Raw genomic sequence first — 15,848 nt, forward strand, 5'->3', positions numbered from 1 at the left:
GATCTAACTTGTCACACCTTCACCAGCGGTCCGCGCGCCGGCCCCTTGGAGCCACCACCGCCGTTGGGACCGCCCGGCTTCGGCTTGCGCTTGCGGGCGCCGGGGAGCTTCTCCGGCTTCGGCGTGACCGGGCCTTCGACGAACTCGAAGCCGATCTTGTCTTTGCCGGTCGCCTCGTCCTTGACCAGGACGACGCGGACATGGCCGCCGCCCTTGAGCTGGCCGAACAGCACCTCATCCGCCAGCGGCTTCTTGATGTGCTCCTGGATCACCCGCGCCATCGGGCGCGCGCCCATCTGCTCGTCATAGCCATTCTCGATCAGCCAGGCCTTTGCGGGCTCGGACAGTTCGATGGTGACGTCGCGGTCCGCGAGCTGCGCCTCGAGCTGAAGCACGAACTTCTCGACCACCATGCCGATCACGTCGGCATTGAGATGCGCGAAGGAGACGATCGCATCGAGCCGGTTGCGGAATTCCGGCGCGAACTGGCGATTAATCGCCTCGTGGTCGTCGCCTTCCCGCTTGCTGCGGGTGAAGCCGAAGGCCTGGCGTGCCAGATCGGCCGCGCCGGCATTCGTGGTCATGATCAGGATCACGTTGCGGAAGTTGACCTGCTTGCCGTTATGGTCGGTCAGCCTTCCGTGATCCATGATCTGCAGCAGCACGTTGTAGAGATCCGGATGCGCCTTCTCGATTTCGTCGAGCAGCACGACGCAATGCGGATGCTGGTCCACGCCGTCGGTCAGCAGGCCGCCCTGGTCGAAGCCGACATAGCCGGGAGGCGCGCCGATCAGGCGCGACACCGTATGCCGCTCCATGTATTCGGACATGTCGAAGCGCAACAGCTCGACGCCGAGCGACGCCGCGAGCTGCTTTGCCACCTCGGTCTTGCCGACGCCGGTCGGGCCGGAGAACAGGTAGCAGCCGATCGGCTTCTCCGGCTCGCGCAAGCCGGCACGCGCCAGCTTGATCGAGGCCGACAGCGACTCGATCGCCTTGTCCTGTCCGAACACGACGCGCTTCAGGGTCTGCTCGAGATGCTTCAGCACCTCGGCATCGTCCTTCGACACGCTCTTCGGTGGGATGCGCGCCATGGTGGCGATCGTGGTCTCGATCTCCTTGATGCCGATCGTCTTCTTGCGCTTGTTCTCGGCGACCAGCATCTGCGCCGCACCGGACTCGTCGATCACGTCGATCGCCTTGTCGGGCAGCTTGCGGTCGTGGATGTAGCGTGAGGAAAGCTGCACCGCCGCCTCGATCGCCTCATTGGTGTATTTCAGGCGATGGTAATCCTCGAAATAGGGCTTGAGGCCCTTGAGGATCGCGATCGCGTCTTCCACCGTCGGCTCGTTGACGTCGATCTTCTGGAACCGGCGCACCAGGGCGCGGTCCTTCTCAAAATGCTGGCGGTATTCCTTGTAGGTTGTCGAGCCCATGCAGCGGATGGTGCCCGAAGCCAGCGCCGGCTTGAGCAGGTTGGACGCATCCATGGCTCCGCCCGACGTGGCGCCGGCGCCGATCACGGTGTGGATCTCGTCGATGAAAAGGATCGCGCTCGGGTGCGCCTCCAGTTCCTTCAGCACCTGTTTCAGGCGCTCCTCGAAATCGCCGCGGTAGCGCGTGCCGGCGAGCAGCGTTCCCATGTCCAGCGAGAACACGGTGGCCGTGGCCAGCACTTCCGGGACCTCGCTGTCGACGATGCGCTTGGCCAATCCCTCCGCGATCGCGGTCTTGCCGACGCCGGCTTCGCCGACGAACAGCGGATTGTTCTTCTGCCGACGGCACAGCACCTGGATCGCGCGATTGATCTCGGCGTTGCGCCCGATCACGGGATCGATCTTGCCGTCACGCGCCTTCTTGTTGAGGTTGACGCAATAGGTCTCGAGCGCCTCGCCCTTCTTCTTGGAGTCCTCGTTGCCCTTGGCCTCGGTCTCCTCGTCGACGCCGCGCACGGGCCGCGCCTCGGAGACGCCGGGCCGCTTGGCGATACCGTGGCTGATGTAGTTGACTGCGTCGTAGCGCGTCATGTCCTGCTCTTGCAGGAAATAGGCGGCATGGCTCTCGCGCTCGGCGAAGATCGCGATCAGCACATTGGCGCCGGTCACTTCTTCGCGACCCGACGACTGCACATGGATCACCGCGCGCTGGATCACGCGCTGGAAGCCGGCGGTCGGCTTCGCGTCATCCGCGCCATCCGTCACCAGGTTTTCAAATTCGGTCTCGAGATAGTTGACGAGACTGGTCCTCAGCTTGTCGAGATCGACGCTGCAGGCCCGCATCACCGCTGCCGCATCCGAGTCATCAATCAGCGACAACAGAAGGTGCTCAAGCGTCGCGTATTGATGGTGACGCTCGTTTGCAATCGCCAATGCACGATGCAGGGATTGTTCAAGGCTTTGGGAAAAAGTAGGCATTCGCGTCCTCTGTGGCCCCCGGCCATCATGATCGCCATTGCCCGGTCAGGCAACAACAACCTTTGTCATCCCCTGTCATATAGTTACGCACGATCGTGGCAAAAGACCGGCTTCACGCAGCGGTCGGCCAATCCTGTGAAGCCACCGCGACCGAGAGCCACATCCCGCCAGTCAGCGGGAACGCCGTCCGCTTCCGTCAGGCAAAGCGCTTCCGTCAGGCAAGTCAAATGCAAGACCCGTTCCGCCTCGTGGCGGGTCTTCTCGACGCTGGGCCCGCGCTACTTTTTTTCCATCACACATTGCAGCGGATGCTGGTGCTTCCGCGCAAAATCCATCACCTGGGTCACCTTGGTCTCGGCGATCTCATAGGTGAAAACGCCGCACTCACCGATACCGTGGTGATGGACGTGTAGCATGATCTTGGTTGCAGCTTCCGCGTCCTTGTTAAAGAACTTCTCCAAAACATGAACGACGAACTCCATCGGCGTGTAGTCGTCGTTCAAGATCAGGACGCGGTACAGATTGGGGCGCTTGGTCTTCGGCTTGACCTTGGTGATAACCGAAGTGGACGGACCTCCCGTCCCCCCCACTACGGCCCTCGTCGTTGCTCATCCGGGGCGCTGATGGCGCGGCAAGCGCCGATACGGGCGAATTGGTTGCGAAAATTATCTGCGACATGGCTCAGGCGTTCGACATCCCCAAAGGAAACACGTTGGCGCACTTGGAGGTTGCGCAACGCCGAAGGCAGCCGTCACGGAACTTCCAGCACGCTCACGAGATCGCCGTTTCCCGGTCCGATCCTTTGCTCGGTCGGCGCTAGGCAATATGGGGCCGGCTTTGTCCCGCTGCAAGCGCAGAAGCATGGCTCACGCGGGGCCGGCCGGCCCGACTCCCGGGTCTCGGCACTCATGCCAAGGTTAATCGTTTCTGGCGGGTTTGACAAAGGAAGCGGACCGCCCGTTTAGCAGCCATTGACAATAGGGCCGCTTTCGCACCCGTCGTTCGGCTTTTGCCTTGGCTTTGACCCGTTTTTATGAGGACCGGTTTACCACCCATTTAGCGGCGCGCTGAGAAATGGCGGCACAACCAGATTGCGGTGAGCGCCATGTCCGTCACAGCCATTTTTGATCGCCTTCGTACGGCGGCCCGCCGGTTTGCCGGCGCCGACCAAGGCAATATAGCGGTAATTTTTGCCCTCGCTTCAGTTCCGATCATCAGCTTCGTCGGCGCTGCGATCGACTATTCCCGCGTCAATGCCGCCCGCTCCTCGATGCAGGCGGCGCTCGACTCGACGGCACTGATGGTGGCGAAGGATCTGACTGACGGCAGGATCAAGACCTCGGACGTCAACAGCACAGCGCAGAAATATTTCAGCGCCCTCTACACTAACCCCGACGCCAAGTCGGTGGCGGTCACCGCGAGCTATACGCAGAACACCGGGAACGGCTCGACCATCAAGGTCGACGGGTCTGGCAGCGTGAGCACCGACTTCATACGGCTCGCTGGCCTCCCCACCCTCGGCTTCAACGTCAGCTCCACCTCGCTCTGGGGCATCGTGCGAATGCGGGTCGCGATGGCGCTCGATAACACGTTATCGATGAAGGACGATGACAAGATGCCGGCGCTGCAGAATGCCGTCGCCGGAACCGGCGGCCTGATCGACCAGCTCAGCAAGCTCGTCAGGGACAACGGCGACATCTACATCTCGGTCGTGCCGTTCTCCGTGGAGGTCAACTACGGCAAGGACGCCACCGGTGCGAGCAACGCCAAGCAGCCGTGGATCGACTGGAGCTATTGGGACACGCTGTCAGCCACCGATAGCTGGGGAACTTGCAGCAGCTCCCAATACTCGAAACGAAGCACATGCAAGGCCAACGGCAAAACTTGGACTCCGGATCGTTCGCGATGGACCGGATGTTTTAGAGACCGCACCAAAGACTACGATACGACAAATACGACGCCGGACCCGGCGAGCCCGGCGACACTGTTCCAGGCGGACGAATACAGCAGCTTCTGCAAGTCTACGAACAACCTGTATCTGCAGCCGATCATGCCGCTGACCTACGATTGGAGCGCCCTCAAGACACGGGTCAACAACATGGAGCCGACGGACTATACAAATCAGGGTATCGGCATGGCGTGGGCATGGATGACGCTCGGTACGGGAACGCCTTTCAATGCTCCGGCAAAGGATCCGAACTATACCTACAAGGACGCTATCATCCTGCTGTCCGACGGAATGAATACGAAAAACCGATATACCACCCAGACGGCTCAAATCGACGCCCGACAGAAAATCCTCTGCGACAATGCCAAGGCGGCCGGTATCACGATCTACACCGTTCAGGTCAACACCGGTAGAGATCCGACGTCGGAGGTGCTGCAATATTGTGCGAGCGGCACGAGCAATTTCTACCTCGTGACGTCGGCCAGTGAGACGGCCTCGGTCTTCAACTCGATCGGAGCCTCGCTGTCCAAGCTGCGCGTTGCGCGATAGCTACGGATCCCCCTCGACGAACAAAAAGCCCGGCCGAACGGCCGGGCTTTCGTTTTGGGAACGCGGGCAGCACCGGTCAGTGCGCCGGGCCGAACTTGGCGACCAGGCCTTCGAACGGCTTGAAGGTCTGCTTGGCGCAGTCGCTGTAGAGGCCGGCGATCTTCTGCGATTCCGCGACGAAGGTTTCGTAGGCCGAGCGGGCATACTCGGTTTGGGCTTCCAGCGCCTTGTCGAGCGACTTCACCCCGGACAGCTTTTCCACAAACGACTTGGTGTCCTCGAACGACTTCTTCGCGTAGTCGCCATAGGCGGTCGCGATCGCCTGGACGCCGTTCTGCAGATTGCTTGCGGAAGCCGTCATCGATTCAAGCTGCTCTTTTCCGTAGTTCTGAATGTCTTCAACCTTGACCATTGGAATCCTTTCCCAAGACTTGTTCGCGCAAACCCACCGTCGGCGCAGGCCGACGCCCCGAACGGGCGGTCAAACTAGTGCGGCGCACAATCAAGTCAAGGAGTATTGTGCATCGCACAAATCGTTCGAATTTGCCGAAAACCCCGGGTCTCTACGCAACGCTTAATTAAGCTTTTGGAAACTCGGGCCGCCTAACCTTGATTCCCGGACGGGTTCATCTTCCCACAGGCAGCCTGAAAACTGTTTGTGAACAGCATCTTAGCCAGAACAGCGACCTTGGTCGGCGGATGTAGCCGGAGCCTCGTTTCCGGAAGCCATCGTCGAACAGGGGGATGTCAGCGGCCGTCGGGCACAATTTTGCCTCACGTGCCGGTGATCAAGATAGAAATTGGGACGGGGAAGTAAATGCTTCGTACAACCTTAGCTTCCTCGCGCGTATTGCGAGTTGGCGTTCTCGGGCTCATCACCTTCACCACAGCGATCCTGATCTCGAGCGAGAGCGCAGAGGCGCGTCGCTACCGGCACCGCCATCACGTGCGCTCTCACCAGGTCGATCGCGACAGCTACAGCCCCCAATTCTCCTCCATCATCGTCGACGGCAATTCCGGCTCGGTGCTGGCATCCAACAATCCCGATGGTCTTCGCCACCCGGCCTCGCTGACCAAGATCATGACGCTTTATCTGCTGTTCGAGCGCCTCGAGGCCGGCAAGATGAAGCTTGATACCGAAATGCAGGTATCCGAGCACGCCTCCGAGCAGGCGCCCACCAAGCTCGGCCTCCGGCCCGGCCAGACCATCAGGGTCGAAGACGCCATCAAGGGCCTGGTGACGCGTTCCGCCAACGACGCCGCCGTCGTGATCGCGGAAGCGATCGGTGGCGATGAGGATGACTTCGCCAAGATGATGACGCGGAAAGCCCGCTCGCTCGGCATGAGCAAGACGGTCTACCGCAACGCCTCGGGCCTGCCCAATGATGAGCAGGTGACGAGCGCGCGCGACCAGGCCACCCTCGGCCGTGCGATCCAGGATCGGTTCCCGCGCTACTATCGGTACTTCTCGACCACCGTGTTCAATTATCGGGGCCAGTCGATCCGCAATCACAACCACCTGCTCGGCAAGGTCGAGGGCATCGACGGCATCAAGACCGGCTACACCCGCGCTTCCGGCTTCAATCTCGTCAGCTCGATACGGCGCGGCAATCGCCATCTGGTCGGCGTGGTGATGGGTGGCCGCAGCGGCGGCTCGCGCGACGCCATCATGCGCGGCCTGCTCGCCGAGAACCTCGAGAAGGCCGCGACCGTCCGTACCGCCAGCGCCATCACCGAGAAGAATGTCGCGGATAGCAATACCGACGTGGCGGAAGCTGATAGTCCGTCCCGCGGCAACGACCATGCGGCGCAGGTCACTTCCAGCGCCGCGGCCTCTGCGGAGCCCGCCGTGGCCGCGCTCACGCCGGCGGCCCCCCGCCCGGCCGCAAAGGCATCGCTGATGGCCGCAGCGGCCGCCGCCCTCCCACCGCCGCCGGCGAGGGTTGAGCCAGCGGCCAAGCCGGAGCCCAAGTCCGAAGCTAAGTCAGAACCCGCGCCCCTGACCAACGGCGTAATCCAGAGCCAGCCGATGGCCATCATCCCGGGCTCGGCCGAGCCGATGAAGCCGGTCAAGGTGAAGACGGTTCAGGTCAAGGCCGGTGGCACTAAGCTCGCCTCCGCCGCGCCGTCCCAGCCGGCGCCGCCGATCACCAATGCGATCCCAGCCCGCCCGGAAATCGCCGAGACCTCCAGCGCCGTCGTGGCAAGCGCCGAAGTCGCCAAGACCGATGCACCCAAGACCGAAGCCGCCAGGCCCGCAGCCAGGACCGAAATGCCGCCGCAGCCGGCCGGGTTCGGCACCGGCAATGGCATCCTCGGCGTGTTGCCCGCGTCGAGCCTGCAGGCGCCCACCTCGGCGCCGCAAACGGTCGCCGCGATGCAGCCGCAAGCGGTGCAGCCGGCCGCGGTCGCCAAGCCGACGCAGCTTGCCGTGCATACCGGCTGGATCATCCAGGTCGGCGCGCTCGAAAGCGAAGACGAGGCGCGCCAGCGCATCGATCTCGCTCGCAACCAGTCGCGCGGCATGCTTGGCAAGGCCGATCCCTTCACCGAACCGGTCGTCGGCAAGGATAACCGCAAGCTCTACCGCGCCCGCTTTGCCGGCCTCGAGCGCGAGCAGGCGGAGGCGGTGTGCCGGACGCTGAAACGCGCCGACATCTCCTGCATCACCATCCGTAACTGATCCATCGGTCGACGGAAAATTGCAAAGCCGGCGCCACCAGCGCCGGCTTTCTTGCGTCGGCTTGCAGCAACGACAGCTCCTTGTTCCCTCGCGAAACTTCTCGGCAAGGATTTACGGTTAAGCTTTCGAGAACGGGGATCGACCACGCCGGATAACGGCGGGCGAGACCGGGGCGTCAGCACAGAGAAGCAGCGGCAACTCTCGGTTTGTAGCGTTTGGTAGCGTTGCCGGAGTTAGCTAGAATGCGTGCGAAGCAAGGTATCCTTGGCCTCGTTTACACGGGCAGCGAGGTACGTCGACCCCCCTTGGTCGGGATGCAGTTTCTTCATGAGGTTGCGATGCGCCCGGCTGATCTCGTCACGCGACGCTCCCGGCTGCAGGCCAAGGACCTGGTAGGCCTCCTCTTCCGTCATTTTGCCGCCCGGCGTCGCGCGGCGCTGCCCCCCTGCCCCGTTGCCCTGCGCGTCCTGACGCCAGGCGGGAAACCGGCGGTCCAGATAGCTTTCAAGTAAGGTGACGCTCTCGGCGTCGAAGCCGGCCGCCATCGCCAGCAAACCCTGAAGGTCGAACTCGTCGAGCGAGCGGCCGGCATTCGGCCCTTCCACGATCCGGCCCGACAGCCCGCCTGTGTCGTGGTCGAGGCTCATGTCGAGATATCTCGAGCGCACGCGCGAACTCTGTCCGGCGGAGCGCTGCGCGCCGCCGAAGATGCTGCCGAAATTGCCGAGCACGTTCGGCGACCAGCCGAGCAGGCCGGCACCAAAGATCCCGAGCGGGATCGCCACCGCAAGTTCTCCCCTGATGCCGGTATAGGCGGCGACTGCGAGCGACAATACGCCGCCGATGATCTTGATCGCGCGTGCAAGCATCGCCGGATTGGCGGCGCGAAACATCTGCAGCAAGAGATAAAGCGTGACAACGGCGACGACGCCGGCAATCAGAGTTGGCATGGGCGCAATATAATCGCAGCGGCGAGGAAAAGCATCGCAAGGCGGCTCCTGACGCAAGCGTGAGACAACATGCCTTGGTGTCTCCTTGGCGTCCCGCCCGCCTCGTCCACCAGGCTCACGCCTGCAACGGTGACAAGCTGAGCCTGCTGCAGCAATCAGTCACTTCATCTGGCCGATCAACTTGGCCGCGCCGCTTGCCGTTTTCGACAACTGCAGCAGCGCCTCGCGGCCGCCAGCGGCGTAGGCCGCAGCCGCGCGCAGCAGCTCGCGCAATTGCGCCGCCGCACCGGGATCGAAACGGCAATAGGCGCCGCCGGTCAGCCGCGCAATCTCGCGGAACGCCTGCTCGGCGGTGGCGTCGCCGCCTTCCTGGAACATGAAGACGGGTACCTTGAGCAGCCCGAGTTCGCCGGCCTTGGCGCAGAGATCATCGACGGGTTCCTCCATGGCGTCGCCGACGAACACCACGGCCCGCACTCCCGAGGCGACCGCCTCGCGGCGCGTTTCGGACAACACTTTGCCGATCTGGGTATTGCCGCCCTCGCAATCGATCTTGCCCATCAGTCTGGCAAGCTGGGTGCTGTCGGAAATCCACCCAGTCGCCCGGCATTCGTTGAAACCGCGGTAATAGACCAGGCGGATATCGAGACTGCCCAGAGCGGCGGCCTCTCGAAACATGTCTGCCTGCAGCGCGCAGGCCATGTCCCAGGTGGGCTGCCGGCTCATCGTGGCGTCGAGTGCGAAAATCAGCCTTCCGCGCCCGCCGGCGTGATGCGGCGACATCGCGCGCGCCTTTGCAACGAAGGCGGCGATATCTGCCGAGCTCGACGGAGATGCTTCCGGCAAGCGACCGGACTTGCGGGCGTCAGCCGCCTGCGCAGCGATGTCGCTACCGGATTTCGGTTTGGTCGGTTCGGCAGCCATCAATCCTCGCCCTTGCTGCGAGGAATATGTGGGCCGGGACCAGGAAAGGGTCAATGCGCTGCGTGGCTGGGTCGAGCGCGAGGGCGGAGGTCAGTTTGGTACCGCCGAGCGATCCTTGTCGGTCTCGCTGTTCTGGACCTTCTTGGTCGAGGAGTCCGGAACGTAGAGCGTGACCGGCCCGGGCTCCAGGATTTTCGGCGGCGCACTCTTGGTGTCGACCGGCGCCACGTCGCTGTCGGTATCGACCAGGAACTTGTCGAGCATCGACTGGATCGAATTCTTCGCCGCGTCCGGGCCGGTGTCGCGCATGTCGTTATGCTGGAAGTCGGTGTTTACCACCGTGATGCCAGACTTCTCGCACTGGTCGGCATCGGGCACGACGCCCGGATCAGGCTTGAACTGGGTGTCCTTCGAGCGGAAGGACAGAATCTTGAACTTGGCGTCGGTCAGGAATGGCACGCGCAGATTGTCCAGCGTCACGACCTTCTTGATCTCGTCCGGATACTGCTTGGCGAAGTACATCGAGATGTCGCCGCCCATCGAGTGTCCGACCATGGTGACCTTGGCGTAGTCGGCATTGGGCTGGATCTTCTTCATTTCGTCGATGGCGAAGTGGATGTTGGCCACGCCGCGCTGGATTTGCGGCAGGCGGCCGACATAGAGCTCGCCGACCTTGGTCACCATCGGAGGATCCGTCGGCAGGTCGTGCTGGGGGCTGATCACCAGATAGCCGCGCGCAGCAAAGATATTGGCCAGGAACGAGTACTCGCTGTTCTTGACGGTGTTCCCGTGGTTGAGGATCGCCACCGGCAGGGTGATCATGCCGGCGGTGGCCTGCATATCCTTGTCCCAACGCACGGCAACGTCGACGGCAACGAGGCGGTTATCGCGGGCCGGGTCATAGAACTTGAGGGTCTCGTGACGGATAGCCCACTTGCTGGCGGTGAAATACGCGCCAGTTACAAGCACGGAGAGTGAAAGCAGAACGGCAATTCCACGTTTCATATTCGTCCTCGGCGCGCCCGCCTCTGGCGCTATATCCCATTTTTCCGGACTCTGACGGTCCGTGTGGATGATATATGTCACAGCGACGTGACAGGAAGTCCAAATGTTGTGTGTTGACCGCCTGAACGTTGTGCGATGCACCTAATCCTTGTGCATCGGCACAGCGCGCGTGGCGTTGGGGCATTCCTCCTAACCTTATGACGGCGCCTGCAAAATTCGGGTTCAGGCGCTCGATACATTTGTAATGAAACGGGCCACTTTCAGGTTTGTTCCGAGGTCTTGGACCCTCCCCGTAGTCGCACGGGGTCAGACCGGGCTAACGGACAGGTTCGAGTGCCGGGTCGGCACGGGCCACTTGGCGACGTCGGGGCCGGTCAGTTTGGGACAACGGTCCTAAGGCCGACGTGAACCGCACCGGTCAGGTTGCGATGATGTCGTGGACCTCGAGCGGTTTGTCGACCTGGCTGAACCATTCGGCCCGGTTGGCCGCGCGGCGGCGGCCGCGCTCGTCGAGCGGCAGCTTCAATTGGCGCAGAAGGCCTGTCACTTCCTCGCGCGCGGTCACGTGGCCCATACTGGGCCGCGTGCCAAGCGTCTGCTCGTCGATATCGTCGAGCGCGGTCAGGCCGCGCGGGAAGAATTCGCGGTAGACGACGCGCTCGGCAAAACCGTCGATCGAGCGGAAACCTAGCCGCAGCGACAACTGCTTCAGGCCGTTGGCGACGAGTTGCTTGTTGCGCGACCCAAGCATCGAGAGGCGGTTGCGGACCACGATCCAGTCCGTGGTGGTGCCGTCCACCTGGCGGCGCTTGCGCCTGACGTCGCGCACCATCTCGGCGTAATGGCTTTCGCCCGTCACCGAATAGGTGGCGGGATCGACGGTGCCCAGCACGTCGAAATCGAGGAAGCTGTCATTGATCGGCGTCACCAGCGTGTCGGCCATCGAATGCGCGAGCCGCATCAGGTAGCTGTCCGTGCCCGGCGTATCGACGACGATGAAATCGAAATTGCGCTCAACCGCGCTGATCGCCGCCATGAACTGCTGGAACTCGGCGTCCTCGTTCTCCGCGATCTGCATCGTCTCACCGTACTTGATGCAATGATGCACGGGGATTTCGAGATCGAGATTGGTACGCCGCGCCCAGGCGCGCCGGTTATTGATGTAGCGGGTGAAGCTCTGCTGGCGGCAATCGAGATCGATGGTGGCGACCCGCTGGCCGGCCTTCATCAGGGCGACCGCGACGTGCAGGGCGGTGGTGGATTTGCCCGAGCCGCCCTTCTCGTTGCCGAGCACCACCACATGAGCGGAGCCGGATCGCCCCTGACCAGCCTGTACCAGCATGCCTTGATCCCCTCGATATCTTCAAATCAGGCGCTTCGACGGTCAAGTGAAATGCGCCACGCGCTCAGGGAGCAGCCGACTATCTTCCCTTAGTGATGGATCGATCACGAGACATGTCAGGCTGCGCCAACGGCAATCGCTTGACGTCACCCGGGCGGACCAGGTGCGCGCGCCTGCCGCCTTGGCGTTGACGGCTTCCCCTTGGTATGGTCGCGCGCCCACCGCACCGAGCGAGTCCAAGTCGGTCTCGCCCTTCCTGAACCAGCCCAAGAGATTGAATCCAGATGTCGCGAAGTCCCATGGTCGTCCGCACCGTCCCTGCCTTGCGCCGCGCCGTCGAGGCTTTGCGCGGCAGAAAGGCGATGACGGCGCTGGTGCCAACCATGGGAGCTCTCCATGACGGGCATGTGTCGCTGGTGCGCCTTGCCAAACGACGCGCCCAGCGCGTCATCGTCTCGATCTTCGTCAATCCGACCCAATTCGCGCCATCAGAGGATTTCGGCTCCTACCCGCGCACCTGGAAGACCGACGTTGCAAAGCTCGCCGCCGAGAAGGTCGACCTGATCTGGCATCCCGACGTCAAGACCATGTACCCGGATGGTTTTGCCACGCGGATCGCGCCGGAAGGGCCCGCCACCGTCGGCCTCGAAGATCGCTTCCGCCCGCACTTCTTCGGCGGCGTCGCGACGGTGGTCGGCAAACTGTTCACGCAGTGCCGACCGGATTTTGCGATCTTCGGCGAGAAGGATTTTCAGCAGCTCCGCGTCGTGACCCAGATGGCGCGCGACCTCGACCTCGGCGTCAAGGTGATCGGCTCCCGGACCGTGCGCGAGCGCGACGGGCTCGCAATGTCCTCCCGCAACGTCTACCTCTCGCCCGAAGAACGGCGCGTGGCGCCAGAACTTTATCGCGTCATGAAGGAAACCGCCCGTCGCATCCGTGCCGGCGAAGCGATCGAGCCGGCTGTCGCCGGCGGCGCCGAGCTGATCGAAAAGGCCGGCTTCAAGCTCGACTATCTGGAAGTGCGCCACGCCGAGACGCTGGCACCGATCGCCTCGATCAAGGACGGCCCGCTGCGGATGCTGGTGGCCGCAAGGCTCGGCACCACGCGGCTGATCGACAATATCGCAGTCTAGAGCGGCCGCGCGCTCACTTCACCTCTCCCGCAAGCGGGAGAGGGAGCGGAGGATCCATCCCGCGTTACAGCAACCCGAGATCGCGCAGTTCGCGCCGCATCGGCTCGGGCATCGCCGCGACGCCGGAGGCGGCCGATTTGGTCAGGTCGGGCGGCGCAGCATCGGCGGTGAGATAGCGCCAGCCCTGGAAGGGGCGCATCGGGCGCGGCGATACGGTGATGACCTTGGGCTGCATCACGATGCGGCAGCGGCCGATGCCGTCCTTGTCGCGGAACGGCTCGATCGCGATGATCTTCTCACGTGCGGCGATCTCGCCGCGGATCACCCAATACAGCGAGCCGCCGGCAAGGATTTCCTCCTCCCGTTTCGGCGTCATCCGCGTGATGTGGACGTGACGCTGCGTCAGGCCCTTCTTTTTCGCGATCGCCATCCGTTCGGCGACCCAGGTCTTGAGTTCCTTGACCGAGTCGCAACCGACGGCGAGCTTGATGAGATGAAGCGGCATGATCGTTTCGCTTTAGCCGCCGACACGGACTTTGAAAAGATCAGTCGTCCGATGTTGCCGGAGCGGCTGTGGATGCCGGTGGAGGCGGCGCGATCGGCACCGGCGCGGGCGGCGGTGGACGTTTGGCGGCGGCCTGTTTCTTGGCAGCGGCCTGCGGCGCGGGCGAAGCCGCTGGCGCGGGACGCGGTGGCGCAGGCGGAGCCGCGGTTGTAGCGGCCGCCGCGGCCGATGGCGCCGGCTTCGATGCGGGCTCAGGTGACATGATGCTGATCGGCGGAGTGTTCGCGGCCGACGGAAACTCGGCGTTGGTAGGTTTGCCGGTTGGAACCGATGGCTGCAGTGCTCCGAGCATCCCTGCTCCGGGCACTGCTGCTCCGGCCGCCGCCGTGTTGGCGGGCGCCGGCGCGTTCCACGTCGGCGCGTAGCGGGTGATCAGGTTCTCGTAGAGATGCTCGTCCATATTGGACGCGATCTGCTGGCTGGTCCCGAGCGAACGGAACGCTGCGCATGAGGCAGGCGTGCAATGGTCGCGCGCCGTCAGCACATAGGCCATCAGCCCGTAGCGGTCCCGCTCGATCGAGCGGCGCAGCGCCTGCAGTTCGGGCGATGTGTTGCGCTCGGCCGTCGCGATATCGCCGAACGACGTCAGGCGGGTGATCTGGGAAGCCGCATAGGCAACCGCGGCGGCCGCGGAGTCGGCGGAGCCGAACAACACCTTTTCACAGGCGTTGAGCACGGCATCGCCCGCGAGGTCATCGATACAGGCCAGCGCGGCCGGCGCCGCGACGACCGGCTGCGCCGATCGCGCATCAGCAGAAGCAAGCCGGCTACCGGAATCGAAGCCACGGATGGTTGCGGCAGCAGCGACCGCGATTGCGAGCAAGGTAATGACCGTCAGCGCGCCGTTGGCCACGGATTTCTCCGCGCGCAACAGCGTGATCAGCAGGATCACTCCAAAAAACCCCGCAGCGGCCAGCGTCAGCCACATCGGAAAGGTCGCCGAGCGCCAGATATGATCCAGCGAAGAAGCCCAGTTCATGCGCGATGTCCCTCAACGCAGCATAAGACACAGTCACCGCAGGCGAATGCCTTCTTTAGGGCATTCGGCCTTCGGCAGGGTGGTTCTGCGAACGGGGCCTTTTGACGGCGACCCATCAGGGAACCGCGTCAAGCGGTTGCTTGCGCACAGCTCTCTTCAGGACAGGACGAGCTGGCTTTCCTTGGCAACCCGTTCGAAAGCTTCGGTCGAGCTCTTGATGCGATACTGACAATCGTCACCGTCGGTCGGCAGCAGCCGAACCACCTGGTAGGTCCCACTGGCGGCCGGACGCGACACGTTGCTCGCAGTGAAATAGACAGTCTCTCCAACGGAGTACTTATGCTTCAACGCCCTCTCCATTTTCTTGGATCGTCGGCGCGCCGCCTTAGGTCCCACAGCAGCGGCCAACATTGAGAACCCTGCGTCAAGCTAGCACACCGAAGCCCCCGAAATCCAGCATGATCGAGGGATGGAAAATGCACGAAATTCGCAGATTTTTCAGTACGATAGGAGGTCCGCCGGCGGACCGGCCGCGTTCCACGGCGAGAACGGCGAAAAGTGCAGGTTCCCGCGATCAGGCGCCATGGGCAGGCTTGCGAACCGAGCTCGCATGGTCGGCGGCGGCCCGGATGCTGCTGGGCTAACGCCCTGGGTTACACGGTCTCGAACCGCTCGATGATGAGGGTTTCGGCAAGCCCATCGCGCGTCCATTCCTGGAATGCCGGCAGCGACATCATGGCATCGACATAGGCCTGCGCCTCGGGCTTCACCGGGATCGCATAGGTGCGGAAACGATGCACGACGGGCGCGAACATTGCATCCGCGCCGGAGAACGCACCGAACAGGAACGGACCTTGCCTGCCGTGGCGCGCGTGGCAGTCGGCCCAGATCTCCTGGATCCTCGCGACATTGGCGCGAGCGTCGTCCGACAACGGGATCGCCCGGATCGGACGATGCAGGTTCATGCCGCATTCACTGCGCAGGGGCACGAAGCCCGAATGCATCTCCGCCGAAACCGAGCGCGCATGGGCGCGGGCGGCACGATCCTCCGGCCACAGTCTTGCTTCCGGAAATTTCTCGGCAAGGTATTCGATGATCGCGAGCGAATCCCAGACCGTGATGTCACCATCGATCAGCGACGGGACCTTGCCGGAACGTGAGAAGCTGAGGATGCGGTCCTTGTCCGCCTTCACATTGGTGTAAAGTGGGATGAAGATTTCCTCGAATGGGATGTTGTTGGCCCGCAGCGCCAGCCATGGCCGCATCGACCATGACGAGTAATTCTTGTTGCCGATGATGAGCTTCAACATGTGCGGGAAATCCGGTTGGATAGCTATTTTGCCATAGCGCGGC

General features: G+C 63.0%; 13 protein-coding genes and 1 pseudogene. 3 read left to right on the forward strand and 11 right to left on the reverse strand.

The window, feature by feature from the left end; translation table 11 throughout:
* Window positions 1–11: 11 nt before the first annotated feature.
* On the reverse strand, window positions 12–2,414 hold the full coding sequence (clpA, locus tag ACVJGD_RS10090) for an ATP-dependent Clp protease ATP-binding subunit ClpA (protein WP_456634210.1): 2,403 nt from the start codon (window positions 2,412–2,414) through the stop codon (window positions 12–14).
* A 278-nt stretch (window positions 2,415–2,692) separates the two neighbouring features.
* Window positions 2,693–3,026, reverse strand: a pseudogene (clpS, locus tag ACVJGD_RS10095) (ATP-dependent Clp protease adapter ClpS).
* A 493-nt stretch (window positions 3,027–3,519) separates the two neighbouring features.
* Here clpS and ACVJGD_RS10100 point away from each other — a divergent pair.
* On the forward strand, window positions 3,520–4,911 hold the full coding sequence (locus tag ACVJGD_RS10100) for a pilus assembly protein TadG-related protein (protein WP_456634211.1): 1,392 nt from the start codon (window positions 3,520–3,522) through the stop codon (window positions 4,909–4,911).
* A 76-nt stretch (window positions 4,912–4,987) separates the two neighbouring features.
* Here the strand turns inward: ACVJGD_RS10100 and ACVJGD_RS10105 are convergent, their stop codons facing one another.
* Window positions 4,988–5,323 (reverse strand): phasin family protein, encoded by a 336-nt coding sequence (locus ACVJGD_RS10105; protein WP_456634212.1) that lies wholly within the window; start codon window positions 5,321–5,323, stop codon window positions 4,988–4,990.
* 405 nt (window positions 5,324–5,728) lie between these two features.
* Between ACVJGD_RS10105 and ACVJGD_RS10110 the strand changes: the two genes are divergently transcribed.
* Window positions 5,729–7,594: a serine hydrolase gene (locus ACVJGD_RS10110; protein WP_456634213.1), complete on the forward strand. Its 1,866-nt coding sequence runs from the start codon at window positions 5,729–5,731 to the stop codon at window positions 7,592–7,594.
* Window positions 7,595–7,827: 233 nt separating this feature from the next.
* Here ACVJGD_RS10110 and ACVJGD_RS10115 read toward each other — a convergent pair whose 3' ends face one another.
* The 4 genes from ACVJGD_RS10115 to ACVJGD_RS10130 form a co-directional block, all read right to left on the reverse strand.
* Window positions 7,828–8,544: a DnaJ domain-containing protein gene (locus ACVJGD_RS10115; protein ID WP_456634214.1), complete on the reverse strand. Its 717-nt coding sequence runs from the start codon at window positions 8,542–8,544 to the stop codon at window positions 7,828–7,830.
* A 159-nt stretch (window positions 8,545–8,703) separates the two neighbouring features.
* Window positions 8,704–9,468, reverse strand: coding sequence for a VWA domain-containing protein (locus tag ACVJGD_RS10120; RefSeq protein WP_456634215.1), 765 nt, complete (start codon window positions 9,466–9,468; stop codon window positions 8,704–8,706).
* Window positions 9,469–9,558: 90 nt separating this feature from the next.
* The gene (locus ACVJGD_RS10125; RefSeq protein ID WP_456634216.1) at window positions 9,559–10,473 is read right to left on the reverse strand and encodes an alpha/beta fold hydrolase; all 915 of its coding nucleotides are present in this window, start codon (window positions 10,471–10,473) and stop codon (window positions 9,559–9,561) included.
* A gap of 418 nt (window positions 10,474–10,891) precedes the next feature.
* Entirely contained in the window at window positions 10,892–11,815 is a 924-nt protein-coding gene (locus ACVJGD_RS10130; protein ID WP_456634217.1) for a division plane positioning ATPase MipZ, read from the reverse strand.
* 284 nt (window positions 11,816–12,099) lie between these two features.
* Here ACVJGD_RS10130 and panC point away from each other — a divergent pair, with 284 nt between their 5' ends.
* Window positions 12,100–12,951, forward strand: a complete 852-nt coding sequence (panC, locus tag ACVJGD_RS10135; protein ID WP_456634218.1) for a pantoate--beta-alanine ligase — start codon at window positions 12,100–12,102, stop codon at window positions 12,949–12,951.
* A 64-nt stretch (window positions 12,952–13,015) separates the two neighbouring features.
* On the opposite strand, the gene ACVJGD_RS10140 is transcribed toward panC, so the two are convergent.
* The 4 genes from ACVJGD_RS10140 to ACVJGD_RS10155 form a co-directional block, all read right to left on the reverse strand.
* On the reverse strand, window positions 13,016–13,456 hold the full coding sequence (locus ACVJGD_RS10140) for a DUF1489 family protein (RefSeq protein ID WP_456634219.1): 441 nt from the start codon (window positions 13,454–13,456) through the stop codon (window positions 13,016–13,018).
* 40 nt (window positions 13,457–13,496) lie between these two features.
* The gene (locus ACVJGD_RS10145; protein ID WP_456634220.1) at window positions 13,497–14,495 is read right to left on the reverse strand and encodes a hypothetical protein; all 999 of its coding nucleotides are present in this window, start codon (window positions 14,493–14,495) and stop codon (window positions 13,497–13,499) included.
* 156 nt (window positions 14,496–14,651) lie between these two features.
* Window positions 14,652–14,855, reverse strand: coding sequence for a hypothetical protein (locus ACVJGD_RS10150; RefSeq protein ID WP_454627444.1), 204 nt, complete (start codon window positions 14,853–14,855; stop codon window positions 14,652–14,654).
* A gap of 293 nt (window positions 14,856–15,148) precedes the next feature.
* Window positions 15,149–15,805, reverse strand: a complete 657-nt coding sequence (locus ACVJGD_RS10155; protein WP_456634221.1) for a glutathione S-transferase family protein — start codon at window positions 15,803–15,805, stop codon at window positions 15,149–15,151.
* Window positions 15,806–15,848 lie beyond the last annotated feature (43 nt).

Source organism: Bradyrhizobium sp. USDA 10063, from assembly GCF_054063735.1.